This window comes from Actinomyces viscosus (genome assembly GCF_900637975.1).
Lineage (GTDB): Bacteria > Actinomycetota > Actinomycetes > Actinomycetales > Actinomycetaceae > Actinomyces > Actinomyces viscosus.
The window spans coordinates 3,388,898-3,410,258 of record NZ_LR134477.1; the positions used below are offsets into that span (position 1 = coordinate 3,388,898).

Sequence of the window (21,361 nt, forward strand, 5' to 3'; positions counted from 1 at the left end):
GCGGGTTCAGCGTGGCGCACCCCACGGCCTGCGGTTACCGCAAATGTCTGCGCGTGTGGCAGACTAGATCACCGCTGAAGGGCAGTGGCGCAATTGGTAGCGCACCGGTCTCCAAAACCGGCGGTTGTGGGTTCGAGTCCCGCCTGCCCTGCTGAGAACGGCGGATCTGTCGGGAGATCCCGTCGGTTTCGTCTTCTCCCCGCTGTGCGGGAACTGACCTGACCGTCGACCCTGAGGACCCAGATTCATGAGCGAGAGCGCACGCGCCGCGGCAGGCAAGCCGGACAGGAAGCGCGGCTTCTTCGGGCGCATCGCCCTGTTCATCCGCCAGGTCATTGACGAGCTGCGCAAGGTTGTCTGGCCCACCATGAATGAGTTGTGGACCTACTTCACAGTGGTCGTCGTCTTCATCATCGCCATCATGGCCTTCACCGGGGTACTGGACTTCGCCTTCAACCGGGCCGTCATGTGGCTCTTCGCCTGACGGCCGGGCTTCGACGGCCGCACCCTCATCGTGGGCGGCCGGTTTCGGCCCTGACCACTTCTCTCACTGCCGCTGCTCCTTGCGCGGCCCGTCGCATCCGCTCGTCTCACGCCACTGGAAAGCAGGTACACCATGTCTGAGGATGTCTCCTCGCAGACCACCCCCGACGACGCCGAGGTCCTCGCCTCGCTGGTCGCCGACAGCGCTGACGGTGCAGTCGAGGCCGTTGAGACTGACGAGGTCGTCGAGGTGGCCGAGGCTGAGGCCGTCGACGCTGTTGCGAGCGATGAGGTCGTCGAGGTGGCCGAGGCCGAGCCGGCGGAGGTGGTCGAGGAGGCCGCCGTCGTCGACCCGCTGGCCGAATTCCGCCGCCAGATGTCGGTGCTGCCGGGCCAGTGGTACGTCCTGCACACCTACTCCGGCTACGAGCGCCGCGTGGCCACCGACATCATGGCCCGCGCCGAGAACTTCGAGGTCGAGGACTACATCTTCGACGCCACCGTCCCCATGGAGACGGTCATCGAGATCAAGAACGGCAACAAGAAGAAGGAAGTCTCCCGGGTGCGCATCCCCGGCTACGTGTTCGTGCGCATGGACCTGGATGACCCGGAGACCTCCGACAAGGTGTGGCGCACCATCAAGGACACCCCGGCCGTCACCGGCTTCGTGGGGGACCGCTACAACCCGGTGCCGCTGACCTTCGAGGAGGCCGTCGCCCAGCTCGGCCCCACCCCCGAGGAGATCGCCGCCAAGGAGGCCGCGGCCGCCGAGGCCACCGCCCCCGAGTCCGGCTCCGGCACCCAGATCGCCACCGGTGGCCAGGTCTTCGAGGTCGCCTTCGAGGTCGGCGAGTCCGTCATCGTCACCGACGGCCCCTTCGAGTCCCTGCCGGCCACGATCTCCGAGATCCACCCCGAGACCCAGAAGCTCCAGGTGCTCATCTCCCTGTTCGGCCGCGACACCCCGGCCGAGCTCTCCTTCACCCAGGTCGCCAAGATCTGAGGCTGACGGCTCCCGTCATCCGCCGTGGCCCGACGACGCGCACCCTGCGCCGTCGGGCCGCCGGCCGCCCGGACAAGCGGGCCCGGTACCGTACGGGAGCCGCGTATCACAGGGCGATGTCCTGTGATACCGCGCACCGGGCGCCCTGAGTGGCTCCGTGGAGGGCTACGATGAGCGCTTGTGCGTGCGTATGCACCCACGGCTGCACGGCAGGCGTGCAGCACATCCGGACAAGTAAGAAGGACCCATACCTATGGCCCCTAAGAAGAAGGTCGCCGGGCTGATCAAGCTCCAGATCCAGGCCGGCCAGGCCAACCCCGCACCGCCGATTGGCCCCGCCCTGGGTGCCCACGGCGTCAACATCATGGAGTTCTGCAAGGCGTACAACGCGGCGACCGAGTCGCAGCGCGGCAACGTCATCCCCGTGGAGATCACCGTCTACGAGGACCGCTCCTTCACCTTCATCACCAAGACCCCGCCGGCCGCCGAGCTCATCAAGAAGGCCGCGGGTATCCCCAAGGGCTCCGCCACCCCCCACACCGTGAAGGTGGCCTCCCTGACCCAGGATCAGGTGCGTGAGATCGCCGAGTCCAAGATGCCCGACCTCAACGCCAACGACCTCGACGCCGCCGCCAAGATCATCGCCGGCACCGCCCGCTCCATGGGCATCACCGTCGAGGCCTGAGGCACTCGCCGAATAGCCGGCTCTCTCAACTCAACCCCATACGAAACCGTGGAAGGGCCTCGCGCGGCCCGAACACCACGACTGCAAGGAGAAGCAGATGACCAAGCGCTCCAAGGCCTACCGCGCCGCGGCTGAGAAGATCCAGTCCGGAGTCCTCTACACCCCGGCCGAGGCCATTCACCTGGCCAAGTCCACCTCCGTCACCAAGTTCGACGCCACCGTGGACGTCGTCTTCCGCCTGGGCGTCGACCCCCGCAAGGCGGACCAGATGGTCCGCGGCACCGTGTCCCTGCCGCACGGTACCGGTAAGACCGCCCGCGTCGTCGTCTTCGCCCAGGGTGAGCGGGCCGAGCAGGCCCTCGCCGCCGGCGCGGACGAGGTCGGTGGCGACGAGCTGATCGAGAAGGTCGCAGGCGGCTACACGGACTTCGACGCCGCCGTGGCCACCCCCGACCTCATGGGCAAGGTCGGCCGCCTGGGCCGCGTCCTGGGCCCCCGCGGCCTCATGCCCAACCCCCGCACCGGCACCGTGACGATGGACGTGGCCAAGGCCGTCTCCGACATCAAGGGCGGCCGTATCGAGTTCCGCGTGGACCGCGCCTCGAACCTCCACTTCATCATCGGCAAGGTCTCCTTCTCCGAGGAGCAGCTGGAGAACAACTTCCAGGCCGCCCTGGAGGAGGTCCTGCGCCTCAAGCCCTCGACCTCGAAGGGCCGCTACATCCTCAAGGCCACCATGACCACCACCATGGGCCCCGGCATCCCGCTGGACGTCACCAAGGCCTGAGGGCTTTCTCCTTCACGACGGCGTCGGCCGCCTCCTCACGTGGGAGGCGGCCGACGCCGTTCCGTGCCTGTGCTCTACCCGAGTGCATGGGCAGTGCCCGGGGCCTACCCAGTGGCTGCACGGGCTCTCCACGGGGGCATCTGCCCATGGTCCGCTGGGTGCCTTGCTCAGTACGGTGCAGACATCGGTGGAACGGGAGCCGGGGGAGTGGAAGAAGCCGACCGTCCTCGTCCTTGTCTCTCCCTCTCGCAAGGACGAGGACGGTCTTTCCCCGTCAAGGGGTGCAAGGACGCCTCGGAGGAGAACGAGGCTCGAAGGTGGGGTTCCCGGCTACCGCACCAGTCGTCTTACAACCCAGCCCACAATAGTTCCCGCCGCCGCGGAGAACGAGCTGAAAATGATGATTGAGAAAATCAGCTGATTATAGTTTGGTATGCTAGAGGGCATTGAAATGATGGATATGATGATTGTGATGATGGGAGGTGCTGGAAATGAGGATGCACAGTGCATCAGGAATTTTCTTGACAGACTTCGAGGAAGTGTGAGCGAGCCTGCAAGAGATGCAGTGAAGGGGATGAGTGCGCCGATGAGTACTTGGACCTGAATCCCTATTCCTGAGGTCAGGGAGTCGGGAGCCTTCCTCAACACGAATACTGTCACCAGATAGACGACGGTGCTGATCGTCCAGGCTATCGCTAGAGATCGTAGTGTGCTTCCATTGCGGTTGTTGTAGGAGTGTTCAGTCATGACGAACCTCAATTCCAGATGCTACTGTTTTCAGGGTGTCTTCCGTGATGCCTGGGCCGGTCAGGTCGATAATCGCTATCTCAGGTTCTCCGTCATCCTGACCGACGAAGGCGAAGTCTGAGATGCGGCTGTCTTCGGAGTAGTTCGTTTCGCGGTAGTCCATGCGGAACGGTTGGTCAGGGCGTCCCTTGATCCTGCGTGGAGAGTTGTTGATTCCGGTTGCTGTGCCGTCGCCAAAAATCTCAGTTGCGGTTAAGAACATGGCTAGGCTTTTGGTGTCGTCCTCCGGTTGCTAGCAGTGTCGTTACCACTGTTCCATAGGAAAGAAAGGATCGGCGCAACATTTCTCTTCCTCTTGTCTCAGCCGTTCTTGACGGGGATGTCGGTGAGGCGGAAGGCGTAGGAGCCGTCGCTCCAGCCCTGGTGGTCGAGGATGACGGTGTCACCGCCGGGGTCTGGCCAGACGACGCAGATAGTGGTGACCGCTTTTCCTTTGATGCGGTTGCTGATGTCCAGCTCGGTGAGGGGGATATGGGCATCGATGTCCACCTGGCGATAGTCCGCGGGGAAGAGCCGGTCACTGCCCGAGATAAGGGTCAGTCCATCAGTGGCGAATGTGGTGGAGCCGACGCTGTTGGTTTCATCGCGCTGGTTACTGGAGATGTTCTCCGTATCTCCTAGCAGTGTTCCGAGGCTGCCGCCTGTGTGGCCTTGTTCGACGGTGCAGGTAAGGGTTCCCAAGAGGTAGCCGCCGGTGCGGATGACCTGGTCCAAAGCGATAGTGGCCATGCTGTTGGAGTCGCTGGCTCGTTCGGTCATCACGGAGACTCCTTCGGAGCCTTTGGCGACCTGGCCTTTGGGGGCGGGCAGTGAGGCGTTGCTCGTGGGTCGGGCCGACGGCGTCGTTGTGGCGGTGTTGCCAGCACTGGTGGCACCGCCGGTGGGGGTGAGGGTGATCTCGACGCGTCGGTTGGCGGCTCGCGCCTCGTCGGTGGTGTCCTTGACCTTGGGCTCGGACTCGCCCTTGCCGGTGGCGGTTGTCGTCCACTTGTCGAGGCTGGTGAGCTGCTCGAGGCGGGTCTTGACGGCGTTGGCGCGTTTCTCGGACAGGGTCTGGTTGTAGGCGTCGTCCTGGATGTCGTCGGTGTGGCCCACGATGGTCAGGGTCCCGCCGTCGGGGTACTGGTTGAGCTGTCCGGCCACGGTCTGCAGCTGCGCCTCGGCACCTGGGGCCAGGTCGGCGGAGTCCGAGGCGAAGGTGACGTCACTGGCCAGGGTGACAGTGACATCCTTGCCGCCGGCTTTGGTGCTGGTGGAGTCGTCCAGGGCCCGGGTGTAGCGCTCAATGGCGACGGGTTCGGCGAGCTCGGTGGCGGCGGCGGGGTACTTGTCGAGCTCGGTCTGGGCGGTGTCCAGGTTGATGCTGGCTTTCTTGGCGGCCTCAGCCTCGAGGACCGAGACGGTGGTGAAGCCGGCCATCGGGACGTAGACGGTGACGGTGTCGGTGTCGACCTTGCCGAAGGACAGGTAGGAGGTGACCTTCTCGCCAGGAGTCACCCCCAGGAATTGGCCGCTGCCGTCGGTGGCACTCCATACACGCCCTGAGCCCAGGTCGAGGAGTTTGGCCCCGGAGGCGCCGGCGCCGGGACGATAGATGGACGGGGTCCCTAAGTAGCTCGAGAGGTTGAGCTTGTTGGCGTTGTCACTGAAAGCCGTTGCGTTGATGTCGTCGACGGAGGCGTCGTCGGACGCGCGGGTCAGCTCCAGGGCCAGGATCGAGGTGGTCTCGTCCTTGCGTATCACCGGGGAGACCCGCACTGCCACCTTGTGCCCCATGACGTGAGCGTCAAGCTCCTGCCAGTCCGTGCTACCCGCCTTGGCCTTAGCGGTTCCGCTGCTCCTGGCTGAGGCCGAAGCGCCTGGCGACGACGCGGATCCACCCTTGTCCCTCGACCACCCGGGAACCTTGCACCCCGCCAGCAGCGGCCAGGGGGTCGGCAAAGTCGGTTTAGGTGGGGGTTTGGGTGAGTAGTCTGATGGCTCGTTTGGGTTGTCGTGACAGGGATCTGGTGGTGCTGGCGATGGAGGTGCCGGTGCCGTGGAAGAGTCGGATGAGGCTGATGGCCAGGTTACGCAGGGTGGCCATGACCTGTGGGCCGTTGCCGATGCGCAGCTGGTGGCGGTCCTCATCGAAGACCACGTCCCTGACCCAGTGAAGTCGGTTCTCGATTCCCCAGCGCCCTTGGACCCAGGCCGCGACGACCTCGGGCTGGGCATCGGTCATAGGGAGGGAGCAGATCAGGTAGACCACCTCAACATGCTTCCTGCTCTTGATGGTCCTGGTGCGTCGGAGCTGGACCACCTGCGCAGCCCCGGGGAAGTCCACCCAGGCGGGAGCCTCAATCGCCTTGGCAGCGCGCCGCACCCGCCGACCGTGACCGGCATCGACGCTTGAGACGGACGGGACACTCTTCCAGGGCAGCGCCTTGAGCGTCCTGCGAAGGGTCTTCTGGTTGCCCTTGACCGTCAGCACGTAGTGACCACCACGCCGGGTGATCCACCGGGCTGTGCCTGTCTGGGTGTGCATCGCATCGGCGCTCACCACCACCCCTTCCAGGTCCAAGGGTTCGAGAAGCTCCCTGAGCGCGGGGATCTCGTTGGACTTGCCTGCCACTCGCTGCTGGGTCGGTACGGCGCCGGTGGCGTGGTCCAAGGCGGCCAGGAGGTGCGGCGCTGGGTCCTTGCTGGTGCGGGCGCCGCGCATGGTCTTGCCGTCCACGGCGATCACTGTGCGGCCGTTGATGGTGCCGGTACGCGTGCACAACCATGACCTCAGGTGGGCGTCAACGTCAGCGGGGTCCAGGTCCTGCAGGACTCGGCGGATGGTCGACTCTGAGGGCAGGGCCTGGCCCGCCGCTAGTCCCAGGGCCTCCAGGTCGGCGCTGGTCAGGTCGGTGGTGTGCTCCCATATCGCCGTCAGGCTGCGACAGCCGGCCAGCACCCCGGTCACGGCCAGGGACAGGACCGTAGACAGGTTATGACGCACGCCCCGACGGTCCCTGGGATCAGCCACGTTCCTGAGAACCTGGACCAGGGGCCGGCGCGACAAGGCGGTCGTGGTGGAAGATGACATCGGCGCGGGCTCCCAGGACGAAGGGATTGATTAGACACCACTCATCGTCCCTGCGGGGCCCGCGCCCCCGTCCTAGCGACACACCACCCCCGTCAAAACGGCTCAGACACCCCCACCCACCAACTTTGCCGCCCCCCTGCAGCAGCGGCAACCCCACACCAGCCAGAGCCGACAGCGCGACGAAGGACCGACGGGACGTCGTCGTCGAAGGAACGCGTAGTGAATGCTGAAATGCTGATGTCACAGGAACTCCCGAGTAAGAATGCCAGAATTCTTCAAAACGGAGCGTAATCATATTGTGATTGCCGCGGCAAGGGGGGGGACTACCCATGTACTACCCATCGCTCCACGGGGAGTATCCATGTGCTCGGGGGTACCCATGGGTACCCCCGGTATATCCGTGTACTACACGCTGTCTCCCCGTGGGAGCCTCCCCATTTCTCGTGTGAGTGAGCCTGCTTAAGGTTTTGTTATCCCTCAGGTCGAGGTGGTCTGAGCAGTAGCAATGGAGGTCCCATCATGATGAGTGTTTCTCAGCGAGTCCTGGCCGTTGTCAGCGCCGTCGGGCTGACGGCTACCTTGGCATCCTGCCAGTTGGGAGGTGGATCGGACTCGAAGGAGGCGGGTGCATCGACGTCGGCATCTGCGCCGAAGTCAGCGCAGGCCGGGGGGAGTGGTGATGGAGCGGCCAATGGGTCGAATACCACCAGCATTGATGGTAAACCTGGCACTGTCGCCCTGAACTCCGTCTCCGGTACGGGGACGACGGTGACTGTCATGTTCTCCGTGACGAATAATGACAAGAACAATGACATGTGGATCTATGACTCATTCTCCGACGGAGATGACTCGGTTCCTCAGCCCAGCGGAAAGGCGAGTCCAGGAGGGAGTACGAACAACGCCGACGGCCTGACGCTTATTGAGCCGTCCTCCTCGAACGTCTACCGTGTCTCCTACGATTCCCAAGGGGGTTGCCTGTGCTCCAGCGACCTCGCGGAATACGTGAAACCCGGTCAGACGATCGCGCTCCAGGCGACCTTCTCCGGTGTTCCGGCAGATGTCAAGAGTGTCACCGTCACCATTCCGAACGGCGGAACCTTCAATAACGTGGCGGTGTCCCGATGAGACAGCGAAGGCTTCGTACAACCTGGACGACGAATGCGAAGTGCCTCCGTCGGGCTGGGACGCGGGCGGCGATGGCTGCCGCAGTGAGCGCTGCAGCGTGGTCGGTTTCTGTCGGGGCTACCGCTCTGCCTATGGCACCACAGGAAGACCATCCGGTGGCGGCTGCGACCAAGAGCGCCACGGCCGAGCCGACAACGATCGTCAAGCAGCCCGCCAGTGCCGGTCCGGGCAATCCCCGGGTGGTTCAGCCCGTGGACCGGGTTGTCACTCCCGTGTCGCGATCGAGCAGCTCGGACAGTGCGGTCACCTACTCCTCGGACGGTCAGACGACCGTGGCCTCACTGTCCGGTGACGTCACCTTCGACGTCGACTCAGCCACCCTGACCGACCGCGCCAAGCAGGTGCTCGATGAGATCGTTACCCGTTGGAACGGCAAGCCGCCGGCCACCGTCACCGTGGTGGGTCACACCGACTCCGTGGCCGACGACGCCTACAACCAGACGCTCTCCGAGCAGCGGGCCAAGGCCGTGGCGGACTACCTGACCTCCAAGGTGGCGTCGTTGAACGTGCAGTCCTCCGGGAAGGGGGAGAGCGAGCCGGTGGCCTCCGAGACGAATCCGGACGGCAGCGTCAATGAGGCCGGCAAGGCCGCCAACCGCCACGTGGACGTGCGCTGGGGGTGAGGGTGACGATGTCGACCTGGGGCGGTCGGCGGGGTTCGGTCTGAAGGGCGATGAGGATCCGGGCGGGCTGTAGGCGGACCCGGGATCACGCAATCGCCGCCGGCCAGACCAGGAACGCACCGGCGATGAGGTAGGGCCCGTAGGCGATCGAGTCCTTGCGAGTCACTCGTCCGGTGATGAGGAGGGCGAAGGCGACGATCCCGGCGATAAGGATGCCTGTGATGAATCCGTAGGCGAGCGCCCAGGGGCTGTGCCAGCCCAGCCACAGCCCGATGACGGCGCAGAGCTTGACATCGCCCATCCCCATGCCGGTGCCGATGAGGGCCAGCGTCAGGCTGATACCGCCGGCTGCCGCCGCCAGCAGCAGGGCGCGACCGGCGGCGTGAATGGTCTCAGGTCGCCAGATCGCGACGACTGCTCCGCACGTGAGCAGCCAGGCCGTGACCGAGCCCAGAATCCGGTTGGGCAGCAGGTGGGCGACGCTGTCGGCACTGGCTGCGCACCCCAGGAGCGCATAGGCCGGAAGGGCGACGACTGTTGGACCGATGGCGTTGGCCCGTAAGCCCCACCACACGGGCCAGCAGCACACGGCCAGGGCCACGAGGGCCTGGGGTCTGCTCTCCAGCAGACCGGGGTGCTTCAGTGCCCGAGGTGCCGGACGTGCCTGCGGCTCCTCGCCGTCGGCGTCATTCGAAGGAGTGGTGGGGTCGTCGGCTGCGGGACGCCTGACATAGCTCCTGGTCCACGTCGATACCGGCCCCGCGATGAGTGCGACGGAGACTGCGGCCATCGCGGACATCACTGCCACCATCGCAAGCGGCCAGGACTGGATCGCTGAGACCGACATCGGAGAGCCTTTCGACGTGCGGGCGGTGAGGCGGTGAGGGGCCGAGGCTGCGATGATTGTCCATCATCCTTTCCCCGCAGGTTCCGTGTTGCGGGCGCGGATGTGGGCGTGTCCAGCACCACGCCGTCACCTCGCCACCCTCCCTGGCGCGGGCCCGTAACGAGAAGGTAGCCTGGCGGACGGTGCCCGCTGGCGGGTCACCGCATCTCCATTCCGTTCCCAGCGACGTTGGCTCCGGCCCGGGCCCTCACGACCTGCCCGGCTCGACATCGTGACGCGGGTCTGCCGCGGCGGGAACCGACGGGCCCCTGACTGCGGGGCTCCGGACGTCGCATCGGGCATGCCCCGAGTCCTCGGCGGGCCGGCCCTCTCCGCGGTGGCGTGCGCCGTCGAGCCACCGATGGGGGAGCGGCCCGGCACGCAGGCAGCAGCCAGATACAGACACGTCCCCATGGAGAATGAGTAGTGCCTACCATTCAGCAACTGGTCCGCAAGGGCCGCTCAACGAAGCGCTCCGCGTCCAAGACGCCGGCGCTCAAGGCCAGTCCGCAGCGCCGTGGCGTGTGCACCCGCGTGTACACCACGACCCCCAAGAAGCCGAACTCCGCCCTTCGTAAGGTCGCCCGTGTGCGCCTGTCCACCGGTATCGAGGTCACGGCCTACATCCCCGGTGAGGGCCACAACCTGCAGGAGCACTCCATCGTGCTCGTGCGCGGTGGTCGTGTGAAGGACCTTCCCGGTGTCCGCTACCACATCGTGCGCGGCGCCCTCGACACCCAGGGTGTCAAGGGCCGCCAGCAGGCACGTTCCAAGTACGGCGCCAAGAAGGAGAAGAAGTAATGCCTCGTAAGGGTCCCGCACCCAAGCGCCCGCTCGTCGTCGACCCCGTCTACGGCTCGCCGGTCGTCACCCAGCTCGTCAACCGCGTCCTGCTGGACGGCAAGAAGTCCACCGCCGAGCGCATCGTCTACGGCGCTCTGGAGGGCGTTCGCTCCAAGACGGACCAGGACCCGGTCTCGGTCCTCAAGCGCGCGCTGGACAACATCCGCCCCGCCCTGGAGGTCCGTTCCCGCCGCGTGGGTGGCGCCACCTACCAGGTGCCCGTCGAGGTTCGCCCCGGCCGCGCCACCACCCTGGCCCTGCGCTGGCTCGTGGACTTCTCCCGCCAGCGCCGCGAGAACACGATGACCGAGCGCCTCATGAACGAGATCCTCGACGCCTCCAACGGCCTGGGCGCCGCGGTCAAGCGCCGCGAGGACATGCACCGCATGGCCGAGTCCAACAAGGCCTTCGCCCACTACCGCTGGTAATGCCGGTAGCAGCTCCGTACCCCACACGAACGAAGGACACCACAAGTGGCACTTGACGTGCTGACAGACCTCACCAAGGTCCGCAACATCGGCATCATGGCCCACATCGATGCCGGTAAGACCACCGTGACAGAGCGCATCCTGTTCTACACGGGCATCAACTACAAGATCGGCGAGACGCACGACGGCGCCTCGACGATGGACTGGATGGAGCAGGAGCAGGAGCGCGGTATCACCATCACCTCCGCGGCCACCACCTGCTTCTGGAAGAACAACCAGATCAACATCATCGACACCCCCGGCCACGTGGACTTCACGGTCGAGGTCGAGCGCTCCCTGCGCGTGCTCGACGGCGCCGTCGCGGTCTTCGACGGCAAGGAGGGTGTGGAGCCGCAGTCCGAGACGGTGTGGCGCCAGGCGGACAAGTACAACGTCCCGCGCATCTGCTACATCAACAAGATGGACAAGCTGGGCGCCGACTTCGACTTCTCCGTCCAGACCATCCGGGACCGCCTCCACGCCACCCCGATCGTCCTCAACTTCCCGATCGGCGCCGAGAACGAGTTCTCCGGCCTCGTCGACGTCCTGGAGATGCGGGCCATCCGCTTCCCCGAGAAGGACGCCGACGGCAAGGACACCCGCGGCTCCGTCGTCGAGTACGAGGAGATCCCCTCCGAGCTCGTCGCCAAGGCCGAGGAGCTGCGCGGCCAGCTGGTCGAGACGGTCGCCGAGGCCGACGACACCCTCATGGAGAAGTACCTCGAGGGCGAGGAGCTCAGCGTCGCCGAGCTCAAGGCCGGCATCCGCAAGCTCACCGTGGCCGGCGAGGCCTTCCCGGTCCTGGCCGGGTCCGCCTTCAAGAACAAGGGCATCCAGCCCATGCTCGACGCCGTCCTGGACTACCTGCCCTCCCCGCTCGACGTCCCCGACGTCGAGGGCCACGCCGTCGGTAACGAGGAGGAGGTGCTCACCCGCCCGGCCGACGAGAAGGCCTCCTTCGCCGCCCTGGCCTTCAAGGTGGCCACCCACCCCTTCTACGGCAAGCTCGTCTACGTGCGCGTCTACTCCGGCAAGGTCGCCCAGGGCGAGATGGTCCTCAACGCCACCAAGGGCAAGAAGGAGCGCATCGGAAAGCTCTTCCAGATGCACTCCAACAAGGAGAACCCGGTGGAGGAGGCCCACGCCGGCCACATCTACGCCTTCATCGGCCTCAAGGACGTCACCACCGGTGACACCCTGTGCGCTCAGGGCTCCCCGATCGTCCTGGAGTCCATGACCTTCCCGGCCCCGGTCATCCACGTGGCCATCGAGCCCAAGACCAAGGGTGACCAGGAGAAGCTGGGTGTGGCCATCCAGAAGCTCTCCGAGGAGGACCCCACCTTCACCGTCTCCCTCGACGAGGAGACCGGCCAGACCGTCATCGGCGGTATGGGTGAGCTCCACCTGGACGTCTTCGTGGACCGCATGCGCCGCGAGTTCAAGGTCGAGGCCAACGTGGGCGCCCCGCAGGTCGCCTACCGCGAGACCATCCGCAAGAAGGTGGACAAGGTCGAGTACACCCACAAGAAGCAGACGGGTGGCTCCGGCCAGTTCGCCAAGGTGCAGATGAGCTTCGAGCCTCTCGTGGCCGAGGAGGTCGCCGAGACCGCCGACGGCGAGAAGGCGCACTACGAGTTCGCCAACGCCGTCACCGGTGGCCGCGTGCCCCGCGAGTACATCCCCAGCGTGGACGCCGGGGTCCAGGACGCCATGCTCACCGGTGTCCTGGCCGGCTACCCGATGGTGGACATCAAGGCCACCCTCATCGACGGCGCCTACCACGAGGTCGACTCCTCCGAGATGGCCTTCAAGATCGCCGGTTCCATGGCGTTCAAGGAGGGTGCCAAGAAGGCCTCGCCGGTCCTCCTCGAGCCCGTTATGGCCGTCGAGGTCCGTACTCCCGAGGAGTACATGGGCGACGTCATCGGTGACCTCAACTCCCGTCGCGGCATGATCGCCTCGATGGAGGACGCCGTCGGCGTGAAGGTGGTGCGCGCCAACGTCCCCCTGTCCGAGATGTTCGGCTACGTCGGCGACCTGCGCTCCAAGACGCAGGGACGTGCCGTCTACTCCATGACCTTCGACTCCTACGCCGAGGTTCCCAAGAACGTCGCCGACGAGATCATCGCCAAGGTCAGGGGCGCCTGACGCCCGCGCACCGGGGCCCGGCTGCGGCTGCACGCAACCGTGGCGGGCCCCGGCCCGGCGGCGCCCCTGCGCGCCGGCGGGACCCAGTTCAGTAAGATTTCCAACATCCACCAGTAGAGACTCTCGACGCCCGGACGGCTAGCATGTGTGCTAGTCGAATCCCGACGAAGAGAACTACCCGAGTCCCAGGAGGACACCAGTGGCCAAGGCCAAGTTCGAGCGGACCAAGCCGCACGTCAACATCGGAACGATCGGTCACGTCGACCACGGCAAGACGACGCTGACCGCTGCGATCTCCAAGGTTCTGCACGACGAGTACCCCGAGCTGAACCCCTTCACCCCCTTCGACGAGATCGACAAGGCTCCTGAGGAGCGTCAGCGCGGTATCACCATCAACATCGCGCACGTCGAGTACGAGACCGACAAGCGTCACTACGCGCACGTGGACGCCCCCGGTCACGCCGACTACATCAAGAACATGATCACCGGTGCCGCTCAGATGGACGGCGCGATCCTCGTGGTCGCCGCCACCGACGGCCCGATGGCCCAGACCCGCGAGCACGTCCTGCTCGCCCGACAGGTGGGCGTCCCCGCCCTCCTCGTGGCCCTCAACAAGTCCGACATGGTGGACGACGAGGAGCTCCTCGACCTGGTCGAGATGGAGGTGCGCGAGCTGCTCTCCTCCCAGGACTACGACGGCGACGAGGCTCCCGTCATCCGCGTCTCCGCGCTCAAGGCCCTCGAGGGCGACGCCGAGTGGGCCGGCAAGATCAAGGAGCTCATGGACGCGGTGGACGAGTACATCCCCACCCCCGAGCGCGACATGGACAAGCCCTTCCTCATGCCCATCGAGGACGTCTTCACCATCACCGGTCGCGGCACCGTCGTCACCGGTCGTGTGGAGCGCGGCAAGCTCCCGATCAACTCCGAGGTCGAGATCCTCGGTATCCGTGAGGCCCAGAAGACCACGGTCACCGGTATCGAGATGTTCCACAAGCAGATGGACGAGGCCTGGGCCGGCGAGAACTGCGGTCTGCTCCTGCGCGGCACCCGTCGCGAGGACGTCGAGCGCGGCCAGGTCATCTGCAAGCCCGGCTCCATCACCCCGCACACCGAGTTCGAGGGCCACGTCTACATCCTCACCAAGGACGAGGGCGGCCGCCACAACCCCTTCTACTCGAACTACCGTCCGCAGTTCTACTTCCGGACCACGGACGTCACCGGTGTCATCACCCTCCCCGAGGGCACCGAGATGGTCATGCCCGGTGACACCACCGAGATGACCGTCCAGCTCATCCAGCCCATCGCCATGGAGGAGGGCCTCGGCTTCGCCATCCGTGAGGGTGGCCGCACCGTCGGCTCCGGCCGCGTCACCAAGGTCATCAAGTGACCCACTGACGCCCCGCGCCTCCGCGTAGCACCAGACCTCCCCGGTCGGAACACCCGTTCCGACCGGGGAGGTCTTTTCGCGTGCTGGTGACTCGGATGACGGAGCTGACCTGAAATGCGAATAGTCATGCAAATGATATCGGCTCCGAGAGTCCGTGATGTCACCGCAATGAACGGCGTCGCAATGCAGTAACGGACGATTTCAGATCAGTTACCGTTCCTGTTTTTCTTCGGTACGTCGACTAGTTTATCGGCTGTCCCCAGGTGTGTGGACGTGGACGCATGTCAGCGCGCGATTCCAGTGCCGTTCCGCTCTCGCCACCACCACCGGACTCCTGAGGAGGCGTTGTCACCACAAACTTGACTGATCCGCCCTCCGATGCCCGCAAGGAGCGTCGGAGGCACCGGTGACGCCGTCGGACAAGACGGGGCTGTCCACCGCGAACACACTCCCTACCCGCATTTCTGTCACGCGTCAGCATTTCCCCGCGGCGCACGGTGAAAGGAAATCCCAACCCATGAAGCACAACGCCGGCACACTGGGGCGCCGGGCTGCGGCCGCAGCCGGTGTCCTCACCCTGGCCCTTCTCGGCCTGGGTCCCACGGCCCATGCCGAGGACCCGAACTACGGCAACATCAAGGAGAACGCAACGGGCTCCTTGACGATTCACAAGCACCTCAACGGTGATGGTACTCCGATCGGTAATCCTGACGGCAGCACAGGTCGGACCGAGGCGGTAGGTGCGGTTCAAGGTGATGCTGACGCACTTGTCCAGGCCAAGCCGTTCGTCTCCAGCCCCAACATCGTCCAGGTCGCGCACGGCGCCCCGGTCGCGGGAGTGCAGTTCACGGCCTACCCCATTGAGGAAATTGACCTGAAGACGGCAGACGGGTGGACCCGGGTCAGCACTCTGGCAGAGGCCAACGCGATTCCGGACTCCGCCTGCTCCGACCCTGCGAGCCCGACCCTTAGCGGTTACACCTTTGGTGCGGGTACAACCTCGCCGGACACGGGAGACGATGGGGTGGCCAAGATCGAGAACCTGCCGGTCAAGGCCTACCTCGTGTGCGAGACCAAGACCCCCGGCAACATCGTCCAGAAGGCCAAGCCCTTCGTCGTGACGATTCCCCACCCCAACTCGGTTAACGGGGACACCCAGTGGATATACGACGTCCACGCCTATCCCAAGAATGAGAAGATCGAGGTCACCAAGACCATTGAGGACCAGAAGGCTAACGGTTACGGCGTCGGCTCGCTGGTGAGGTTCCCCGTCTCCTCCGCTCTGCCGACGCTCGAGGCCACGTCCTACTACAAGTACTTCCAGTTCAAGGACACCCTGGACTCTCGCCTCACGGAGCCGACTGCCACGAACATCACTCTCGACGGCAACGAGCTCGCCCCCTCGGACTACACCGTGGTCACCAGCGGACAGACCGTGACGGTGACCTTCACCAAGGAGGGCCTGGCCAAGCTGAAGGACGCCGCGGGCAAGACGGTCAGCGCTGTCTTCCAGGGCAAGGTTGCCTCGGCTGGTGACGGCGCCATCAAGAACACGGCCCAGCTCATCTCCGACACCACCTACGCGACCACGCCCCCGGAGCCGACTACTCCGCCGGCCAACCCCGACAACCCGCCGACCTCCGAAGAGGTGACCGTGCGTTGGGGCCACCTGAGGATCAAGAAGCTCGACAGCGGCAACAACGCCGGCCTGAGGGGAGCCGAGTTCCAGCTCTTCAAGGCCAAGGAGGCCTATGCGAACACCTGCACCAACGAGCGGGAAGGCAGTGCGATCTCCGTCGACGGCCAGACCACCCTCACCACCGGTGACGACGGCATGATCAACATCGCGGGCTTGTTCGTTTCCGACTCCGTCGACGGCACGGGCCGTGACAACCGGGTCAACGCCACTGAGCGCTGCTACGTCCTGGTCGAGACCAAGGCGCCCACTGGTTTCGTCCTGCCCGAGGGCGACGGCGCGGTGACCGCCGTCAAGGTCAAGGCCGGTACTGACACCACCGAGCTCGTCTCGATCCCCAACGTCAAGCACAAAGTTCCGGAGCTGCCTCTGACCGGTGCCAACGGCATGCTCATCCTGACCGCCTCCGGCGCCGCCCTGCTGATGATCGCCGTCGGCTCCGTCCTCGTGGCCCGCTACCGCGAGCGCAAGCGGGCCGCAGAGCTCGCCGTCTGATGACGAGCGCCGTCGGCCGGGGCGGGGGCCTCGGCCGACGGCAACCGCCGAGAAGGCCGGGCCTCACGCACGTCCTCAGCAGGCCAAGGCCATGAGCTCATGAGGCCATGACCTGGGCGCCCGCACCATCAGGTGCGAGCTCGCACCACTCTGATCTCGGACAACGACCCTGGAAGCGCACGAGGCCCCATGATCTCCCGCACCGCACGCAAGTACCGCACCACCCGGCCCCCGCGTACGCGCGCCTCGAACGTCCAGAAGCACCGTCGCCCCCGCACCTGGCGCCTGTCGGTCTCCGCCCTCATCAGCTCCATCATGGCGGTCGTCGGCATGGGGCTCCTGACCTACCCGACCGCGGCCTCCTGGATCTCCCAGTACAACCAGTCAAAGGTGACTGCTGACTACTCCGCCCAGGTGGACGGCGCCCGCCCCGACGCCAGGACCCAGATCGCCCAGGCGCACGCCTACAACGAGGCGCTCTCCGCCGGAGCGGTCCTGGAGGCCAACAATCACGTCCCCACCGGCGCCGGCTCCAGCTCCGACAGCTCCCTGAGTTACGACTCCATCCTCAAGGCCAGTGACGACGGGCTCATGGCCCGCCTCAAGATCCCCTCCATCTCCCTGGACCTGCCCGTCTACCACGGCACCGCCGACGACACCCTGCTCAAGGGACTCGGCCACCTGGAGGGCACCTCGCTGCCGGTCGGGGGAGAGGGCACGCGCTCGGTCATCACCGGGCACCGAGGCCTGGCCGAGGCGACCATGTTCACCAACCTGGACAAGGTCAAGAACGGCGACAGCCTCATCATCGAGGTCTTCGGCGAAGTCCTCACCTACCGGGTCACCAGCACCAGGGTCGTCGAGCCCGAGGAGACCGAGGCCCTGCGAGCCGAGGCCGGCAAGGACCTGCTCACCCTGGTGACCTGCACGCCTCTGGGCATCAACACCCACCGCATCCTGCTGACCGGTGAGCGCATCTACCCCACCCCCGCCGCTGACGTCGCCGCCGCGGGCAAACGGCCCGAGGTTCCTACCTTTCCCTGGTGGGTTCTCGCCCTGGCCAGCGGGCTCGTCGTCGTCGGCCTGTACCTGTGGCGCTCGGGCTACGTGGCCGCCCGTGCCAAGGAGCGCGCCCTGGCCCGCAAGCGCGACCAGGAGCAGGAGCCGCGGCCTCAGACCTGGGAGGAGCAGATGCGCAGCTGGATGGATGACGACGCCGGCGTCGAGCCCCGCCGCTGGTTCACCGACTTTCCTGTCACCACCGGGCCGCACGCGCGGGCCGACGTCGATGATGCGCCGGAGGCTCCGGGGGCCGAGGACCTGCACGACATACAGGAGCTCATCGACACCACCGAGATCCCGCCCCTGACCGCGACACGCCCGAGCGCGGGTGCCAGTGGGCGGACTCACAGCCTCTAGGCGCCGTCTCGGGTTCCGCTCCCCGTGCGGGCCCTGATAGCGTAATCCGGCCGGCCAAGGCGTGCGCTCGCATACCTCTGGCTGTGCCGCCCCGGGGTTCCCCGGGATCCATTCTGACGGACCCGTTCCTCCTGAACGGGTTTCCGTGTGTCCAGACCGGTTCACCGCCTTCCATCAGGGAGAGGTGCGCGTCTCCCAACGACACGCCCGAGCGCGTGGACCGGCCAGAAGCAAGTACAAGAGAGGTTAGGCGCCATGGCGGGACAGAAGATCCGCATCCGGCTCAAGTCCTACGACCACGAGGTCATCGACTCCTCGGCGCGCAAGATCGTCGACGTCGTGACCCGCGCTGGTGCGACGGTCGTGGGCCCGGTGCCGCTGCCGACCGAGAAGAACGTGTTCTGCGTGATCCGGTCGCCGCACAAGTACAAGGACAGCCGCGAGCACTTCGAGATGCGCACGCACAAGCGGCTGATCGACATCGTCGACCCGACGCCCAAGGCCGTCGACTCGCTCATGCGTCTCGACCTGCCCGCTGACGTCAACATCGAGATCAAGCTCTGAGGACTGCCATGACAACGCTTAACACGCCGGCTGCCGCCGCGCCTGCCAAGGCGCTGCTCGGCACCAAGCTCGGCATGACGCAGATCTGGGACGAGAACGGGGTCCTGCGCCCCGTGACCGTCGTCCGGGTCGACACCAACGTCGTGACCCAGGTCCGCACCATCGAGACCGATGGCTACGAGGCCGTTCAGCTCGCCTTCGGCGACATCGACGCCAAAAAGGTCACCAAGCCGCTCGCCGGCCACTTCGCCAAGGCCGGGGTCGAGCCCCGCCGCCACGTGGCCGAGGTGCGCACCTCCCTGGCGTCGGAGTTCACCCCCGGCCAGGAGCTGGCCGCCGACACCTTCGAGGTCGGCCAGTTGGTCGACGTCACCGGGACCTCCAAGGGCAAGGGGTTCGCCGGTGTCATGAAGCGCCACGGCTTCGCCGGTGTGGGCGCCTCCCACGGTGCTCACCGCAACCACCGCAAGCCCGGCTCCATCGGTGCCTGCGCCACCCCCGGCCGCATCTTCAAGGGCCTGCGCATGGCCGGCCGCATGGGCCACGCGCGCCGCACCGTCCAGAACCTCAAGATCCGCGGCGTCGACGTTGACAAGGGCGTTCTGCTCGTCAACGGCGCGATCCCCGGCCCCAAGGGCTCGGTCGTCGTCGTCCGCACCGCCGTGAAGGGAGCCTGAGACCATGACTGAGGCACTCACCGTCGACGTCGTCGACTCCGCGGGCAAGAAGACCGGCAGCGTCGAGCTGCCCGCCGAGGTCTTCGACGCCCCCCTGAACATCCCGCTCATGCACCAGGTGGTCGTCGGCCAGCTGGCCGCGGCCCGCCAGGGCACCCACGCCACCAAGACCCGCGGCGACGTCCGCGGCGGTGGCCGCAAGCCCTACCGCCAGAAGGGCACCGGCCGCGCCCGCCAGGGCTCGACCCGCGCCCCGCAGTTCGTCGGCGGCGGCACCGTCCACGGCCCCCAGCCGCGCGACTACAGCCAGCGGACCCCCAAGAAGATGAAGGCCGCCGCCCTGCGCAGCGCCCTGTCCGACCGCGCCCGCAACGGCCGCGTCCACGTCATCACCGAGTTCGTCACCACCACGGTGCCCTCCACCAAGAACGCCCTGGTCGCGCTGCGCAACCTCACCGACCGCAAGGCCCTGGTGATTGTGGACCGTCAGGACGACCTGTCCAGGCTCAGCCTGCGCAACGCCCCCGAGGCGCACGTCCTGTGGGCCGACCAGCTCAACACCTACGACGTCCTCAAGTCCGACGACGTCGTCTTCACGGCCTCTGGCCTGGACGCGTTCCTGGGCAAGGGTGAGGAGGAGTCCAAGTGAGCCTCGAGAAGTCCAAGAACCCCCGCGACGTCATCATCGCGCCGGTGGTCTCCGAGAAGTCCTACGCCTGCATGGACCGTGGCCAGTACACGTTCATCGTGGCGCCGGGATCCAACAAGACCGAGATCAAGCAGGCCGTCGAGGCCATCTTCAACGTCAAGGTCTTCTCGGTGAACACCATCAACCGCAAGGGCAAGACGCACCGCACCCGCACCGGGATCGGCAAGTCCAAGGACACCCGCCGTGCGATCGTCACCCTGCGCGAGGGGACCATCGACATCTTCGGTGATGTGGCCTAGTGCGCCACGGAAGGTAAAGGACCGATATGGGAATCCGTAAGTACAAGCCCACGACCCCGGGTCGTCGCGGCTCCTCCGTGGCCGACTTCGTGGAGATCACGCGCAGCACGCCCGAGAAGTCGCTGGTGCGCCCGCTGAGCAAGTCCGGTGGACGCAACTCCTCGGGCCGCATCACCACCCGCCACAAGGGTGGTGGCCACAAGCGCGCCTACCGTCTCATCGACTTCCGTCGTCACGACAAGGATGGCGTGCCCGCCAAGGTCGCTCACATCGAGTACGACCCCAACCGCACCGCGCGCATCGCCCTGCTGCACTACGTGGACGGCGAGAAGCGCTACATCATTGCCCCCAACAAGCTCCGTCAGGGCGACGTCGTCGAGGCCGGCCCCAACGCCGACATCAAGCCCGGCAACAACCTGCAGCTGCGTCACATCCCCACCGGTACGGTCGTCCACGCGGTCGAGCTGCGTCCCGGTGGCGGAGCCAAGATCGCCCGCAGCGCCGGCACCTCCGTCCAGCTGGTCGCCAAGGAGGGCAAGTACGCGCAGCTGCGCATGCCCTCCGGCGAGATCCGCAACGTGGAGGCCGCCTGCCGCGCCACCATCGGTGAGGTCGGCAACGCCGAGCAGTCCAACATCAACTGGGGTAAGGCCGGCCGCATGCGCTGGAAGGGCGTGCGCCCGACCGTCCGCGGTGTCGTCATGAACCCGGTGGACCACCCGCACGGTGGTGGTGAGGGCAAGACCTCCGGTGGTCGTCACCCCGTCTCGCCGTGGGGCAAGCCCGAGGGCCGCACCCGCCGTCCCAACAAGTCCAGCGACCGCCTCATCGTGCGTCGTCGTCGGACCGGCAAGAAGCGCTGATAGGAGCCTGAATCATGCCGCGTAGTCTGAAGAAGGGTCCCTTCGTCGACGACCACCTCCTCAAGAAGGTGGACGCTCAGAACGAGAAGGGCACCAAGAACGTCATTAAGACCTGGTCCCGCCGTTCGGTCATCACGCCGGACTTCCTGGGGCACACCTTCGCCGTCCACGACGGTCGCAAGCACGTGCCGGTCTTCGTTACCGAGTCCATGGTGGGCCACAAGCTCGGTGAGTTCGCTCCGACCCGCACCTTCCGCGGGCACGTCAAGGACGACCGCAAGTCGCGTCGCTGACGGACGTCGGAAAGTTTGAGAGGCAG

The 21,361-nt window shown here is 66.1% G+C and carries 23 protein-coding genes and 1 tRNA gene; 19 read left to right on the top strand and 5 right to left on the bottom strand.

Annotated features, from left to right (window positions below):
• Window positions 1–78 precede the first annotated feature (78 nt).
• The 5 genes from EL340_RS14315 to rplA all read left to right on the top strand — a co-directional run bounded on the left by EL340_RS14315 (window position 79) and on the right by rplA (window position 2,958).
• A tRNA-Trp gene (locus EL340_RS14315) sits at window positions 79–151 on the top strand.
• 96 nt (window positions 152–247) lie between these two features.
• On the top strand, window positions 248–484 hold the full coding sequence (secE, locus tag EL340_RS14320; RefSeq protein WP_126415175.1) for a preprotein translocase subunit SecE: 237 nt from the start codon (window positions 248–250) through the stop codon (window positions 482–484).
• 132 nt (window positions 485–616) lie between these two features.
• Entirely contained in the window at window positions 617–1,486 is an 870-nt protein-coding gene (gene nusG / locus EL340_RS14325; protein WP_126415176.1) for a transcription termination/antitermination protein NusG, read from the top strand.
• A gap of 253 nt (window positions 1,487–1,739) precedes the next feature.
• Window positions 1,740–2,171, top strand: a complete 432-nt coding sequence (gene rplK / locus EL340_RS14330; protein ID WP_126415177.1) for a 50S ribosomal protein L11 — start codon at window positions 1,740–1,742, stop codon at window positions 2,169–2,171.
• 97 nt (window positions 2,172–2,268) lie between these two features.
• A complete protein-coding gene (gene rplA / locus EL340_RS14335; protein WP_126415178.1) occupies window positions 2,269–2,958 on the top strand; it encodes a 50S ribosomal protein L1 in 690 nt (229 codons plus the stop codon).
• Between the two features lie 330 nt (window positions 2,959–3,288).
• On the opposite strand, the gene EL340_RS14340 is transcribed toward rplA, so the two are convergent.
• From EL340_RS14340 to EL340_RS14355, 4 genes are all read right to left on the bottom strand, one after another.
• On the bottom strand, window positions 3,289–3,705 hold the full coding sequence (locus EL340_RS14340) for a hypothetical protein (protein WP_126415179.1): 417 nt from the start codon (window positions 3,703–3,705) through the stop codon (window positions 3,289–3,291).
• Entirely contained in the window at window positions 3,698–3,967 is a 270-nt protein-coding gene (locus EL340_RS14345; RefSeq protein WP_126415180.1) for a hypothetical protein, read from the bottom strand. Before EL340_RS14345 ends, EL340_RS14340 begins: the two co-directional genes overlap by 8 nt.
• Before the next feature lie 98 nt (window positions 3,968–4,065).
• Entirely contained in the window at window positions 4,066–5,541 is a 1,476-nt protein-coding gene (locus EL340_RS14350; protein ID WP_232023120.1) for an OmpA family protein, read from the bottom strand.
• Between the two features lie 172 nt (window positions 5,542–5,713).
• Entirely contained in the window at window positions 5,714–6,838 is a 1,125-nt protein-coding gene (locus tag EL340_RS14355; protein WP_126415182.1) for an ISAs1 family transposase, read from the bottom strand.
• 519 nt (window positions 6,839–7,357) lie between these two features.
• On the opposite strand from EL340_RS14355, the gene EL340_RS15650 reads away from it, so the two are divergent.
• Together EL340_RS15650 and EL340_RS14365 are read left to right on the top strand one after the other, a co-directional pair.
• Window positions 7,358–7,963, top strand: a complete 606-nt coding sequence (locus EL340_RS15650) for a hypothetical protein (protein WP_232023122.1) — start codon at window positions 7,358–7,360, stop codon at window positions 7,961–7,963.
• A gap of 131 nt (window positions 7,964–8,094) precedes the next feature.
• Window positions 8,095–8,646, top strand: a complete 552-nt coding sequence (locus EL340_RS14365) for an OmpA family protein (RefSeq protein WP_232023123.1) — start codon at window positions 8,095–8,097, stop codon at window positions 8,644–8,646.
• 85 nt (window positions 8,647–8,731) lie between these two features.
• Here EL340_RS14365 and EL340_RS14370 read toward each other — a convergent pair whose 3' ends face one another.
• On the bottom strand, window positions 8,732–9,493 hold the full coding sequence (locus tag EL340_RS14370; protein WP_232023124.1) for a prepilin peptidase: 762 nt from the start codon (window positions 9,491–9,493) through the stop codon (window positions 8,732–8,734).
• 465 nt (window positions 9,494–9,958) lie between these two features.
• Here EL340_RS14370 and rpsL point away from each other — a divergent pair, with 465 nt between their 5' ends.
• The 12 genes from rpsL (at window position 9,959) to rpsS (ending at window position 21,335) form a co-directional block, all read left to right on the top strand.
• Window positions 9,959–10,333, top strand: coding sequence for a 30S ribosomal protein S12 (rpsL, locus tag EL340_RS14375; RefSeq protein WP_003786082.1), 375 nt, complete (start codon window positions 9,959–9,961; stop codon window positions 10,331–10,333).
• On the top strand, window positions 10,333–10,803 hold the full coding sequence (rpsG, locus tag EL340_RS14380) for a 30S ribosomal protein S7 (protein WP_003786052.1): 471 nt from the start codon (window positions 10,333–10,335) through the stop codon (window positions 10,801–10,803). The genes rpsL and rpsG overlap by 1 nt, the downstream gene beginning before the upstream one ends.
• A gap of 45 nt (window positions 10,804–10,848) precedes the next feature.
• Complete coding sequence (gene fusA / locus EL340_RS14385; protein WP_126415183.1) at window positions 10,849–12,990, top strand: elongation factor G; 2,142 nt, start codon at window positions 10,849–10,851, stop codon at window positions 12,988–12,990.
• 199 nt (window positions 12,991–13,189) lie between these two features.
• Window positions 13,190–14,380 (top strand): elongation factor Tu, encoded by a 1,191-nt coding sequence (gene tuf, locus EL340_RS14390; RefSeq protein ID WP_126415184.1) that lies wholly within the window; start codon window positions 13,190–13,192, stop codon window positions 14,378–14,380.
• Between the two features lie 517 nt (window positions 14,381–14,897).
• Window positions 14,898–16,571 carry a SpaH/EbpB family LPXTG-anchored major pilin gene (locus tag EL340_RS14395; protein WP_126415185.1) on the top strand — a complete coding sequence of 558 codons (1,674 nt, stop codon included), beginning with the start codon at window positions 14,898–14,900 and terminating at the stop codon, window positions 16,569–16,571.
• 189 nt (window positions 16,572–16,760) lie between these two features.
• Window positions 16,761–17,990 carry a class C sortase gene (locus EL340_RS14400; RefSeq protein WP_126415186.1) on the top strand — a complete coding sequence of 410 codons (1,230 nt, stop codon included), beginning with the start codon at window positions 16,761–16,763 and terminating at the stop codon, window positions 17,988–17,990.
• 255 nt (window positions 17,991–18,245) lie between these two features.
• A complete protein-coding gene (gene rpsJ / locus EL340_RS14405; protein ID WP_003786051.1) occupies window positions 18,246–18,554 on the top strand; it encodes a 30S ribosomal protein S10 in 309 nt (102 codons plus the stop codon).
• Between the two features lie 8 nt (window positions 18,555–18,562).
• Window positions 18,563–19,231, top strand: coding sequence for a 50S ribosomal protein L3 (gene rplC, locus EL340_RS14410; protein ID WP_126415187.1), 669 nt, complete (start codon window positions 18,563–18,565; stop codon window positions 19,229–19,231).
• 4 nt (window positions 19,232–19,235) lie between these two features.
• Window positions 19,236–19,880, top strand: a complete 645-nt coding sequence (gene rplD / locus EL340_RS14415) for a 50S ribosomal protein L4 (RefSeq protein WP_003789296.1) — start codon at window positions 19,236–19,238, stop codon at window positions 19,878–19,880.
• The gene (rplW, locus tag EL340_RS14420; protein ID WP_126415188.1) at window positions 19,877–20,179 is read left to right on the top strand and encodes a 50S ribosomal protein L23; all 303 of its coding nucleotides are present in this window, start codon (window positions 19,877–19,879) and stop codon (window positions 20,177–20,179) included. The genes rplD and rplW overlap by 4 nt, the downstream gene beginning before the upstream one ends.
• A 26-nt stretch (window positions 20,180–20,205) precedes the next feature.
• Window positions 20,206–21,042: a 50S ribosomal protein L2 gene (gene rplB / locus EL340_RS14425; RefSeq protein ID WP_126415189.1), complete on the top strand. Its 837-nt coding sequence runs from the start codon at window positions 20,206–20,208 to the stop codon at window positions 21,040–21,042.
• Window positions 21,043–21,056: 14 nt separating this feature from the next.
• Window positions 21,057–21,335 carry a 30S ribosomal protein S19 gene (gene rpsS / locus EL340_RS14430; protein ID WP_003786073.1) on the top strand — a complete coding sequence of 93 codons (279 nt, stop codon included), beginning with the start codon at window positions 21,057–21,059 and terminating at the stop codon, window positions 21,333–21,335.
• Window positions 21,336–21,361: the final 26 nt, after the last annotated feature.

Bases quoted from the DNA above. Each gene is read 5' to 3' on its own strand.
- EL340_RS14355 (WP_126415182.1), bottom strand. From the start codon at position 6,838: ATGTCATCTTCCACCACGACCGCCTTGTCGCGCCGGCCCCTGGTCCAG.
- EL340_RS14350 (WP_232023120.1), bottom strand. From the start codon at position 5,541: ATGGGGCACAAGGTGGCAGTGCGGGTCTCCCCGGTGATACGCAAGGAC.
- EL340_RS14345 (WP_126415180.1), bottom strand. From the start codon at position 3,967: ATGTTCTTAACCGCAACTGAGATTTTTGGCGACGGCACAGCAACCGGA.
- rplK (WP_126415177.1), top strand. From the start codon at position 1,740: ATGGCCCCTAAGAAGAAGGTCGCCGGGCTGATCAAGCTCCAGATCCAG.
- rpsG (WP_003786052.1), top strand. From the start codon at position 10,333: ATGCCTCGTAAGGGTCCCGCACCCAAGCGCCCGCTCGTCGTCGACCCC.
- EL340_RS15650 (WP_232023122.1), top strand. From the start codon at position 7,358: ATGATGAGTGTTTCTCAGCGAGTCCTGGCCGTTGTCAGCGCCGTCGGG.
- secE (WP_126415175.1), top strand. From the start codon at position 248: ATGAGCGAGAGCGCACGCGCCGCGGCAGGCAAGCCGGACAGGAAGCGC.
- EL340_RS14340 (WP_126415179.1), bottom strand. From the start codon at position 3,705: ATGACTGAACACTCCTACAACAACCGCAATGGAAGCACACTACGATCT.
- rplA (WP_126415178.1), top strand. From the start codon at position 2,269: ATGACCAAGCGCTCCAAGGCCTACCGCGCCGCGGCTGAGAAGATCCAG.
- rplB (WP_126415189.1), top strand. From the start codon at position 20,206: ATGGGAATCCGTAAGTACAAGCCCACGACCCCGGGTCGTCGCGGCTCC.
- rplD (WP_003789296.1), top strand. From the start codon at position 19,236: ATGACTGAGGCACTCACCGTCGACGTCGTCGACTCCGCGGGCAAGAAG.
- EL340_RS14395 (WP_126415185.1), top strand. From the start codon at position 14,898: ATGAAGCACAACGCCGGCACACTGGGGCGCCGGGCTGCGGCCGCAGCC.
- rpsJ (WP_003786051.1), top strand. From the start codon at position 18,246: ATGGCGGGACAGAAGATCCGCATCCGGCTCAAGTCCTACGACCACGAG.
- EL340_RS14370 (WP_232023124.1), bottom strand. From the start codon at position 9,493: ATGTCGGTCTCAGCGATCCAGTCCTGGCCGCTTGCGATGGTGGCAGTG.
- EL340_RS14400 (WP_126415186.1), top strand. From the start codon at position 16,761: ATGATCTCCCGCACCGCACGCAAGTACCGCACCACCCGGCCCCCGCGT.
- EL340_RS14365 (WP_232023123.1), top strand. From the start codon at position 8,095: ATGGCACCACAGGAAGACCATCCGGTGGCGGCTGCGACCAAGAGCGCC.
- rplC (WP_126415187.1), top strand. From the start codon at position 18,563: ATGACAACGCTTAACACGCCGGCTGCCGCCGCGCCTGCCAAGGCGCTG.
- nusG (WP_126415176.1), top strand. From the start codon at position 617: ATGTCTGAGGATGTCTCCTCGCAGACCACCCCCGACGACGCCGAGGTC.
- rpsS (WP_003786073.1), top strand. From the start codon at position 21,057: ATGCCGCGTAGTCTGAAGAAGGGTCCCTTCGTCGACGACCACCTCCTC.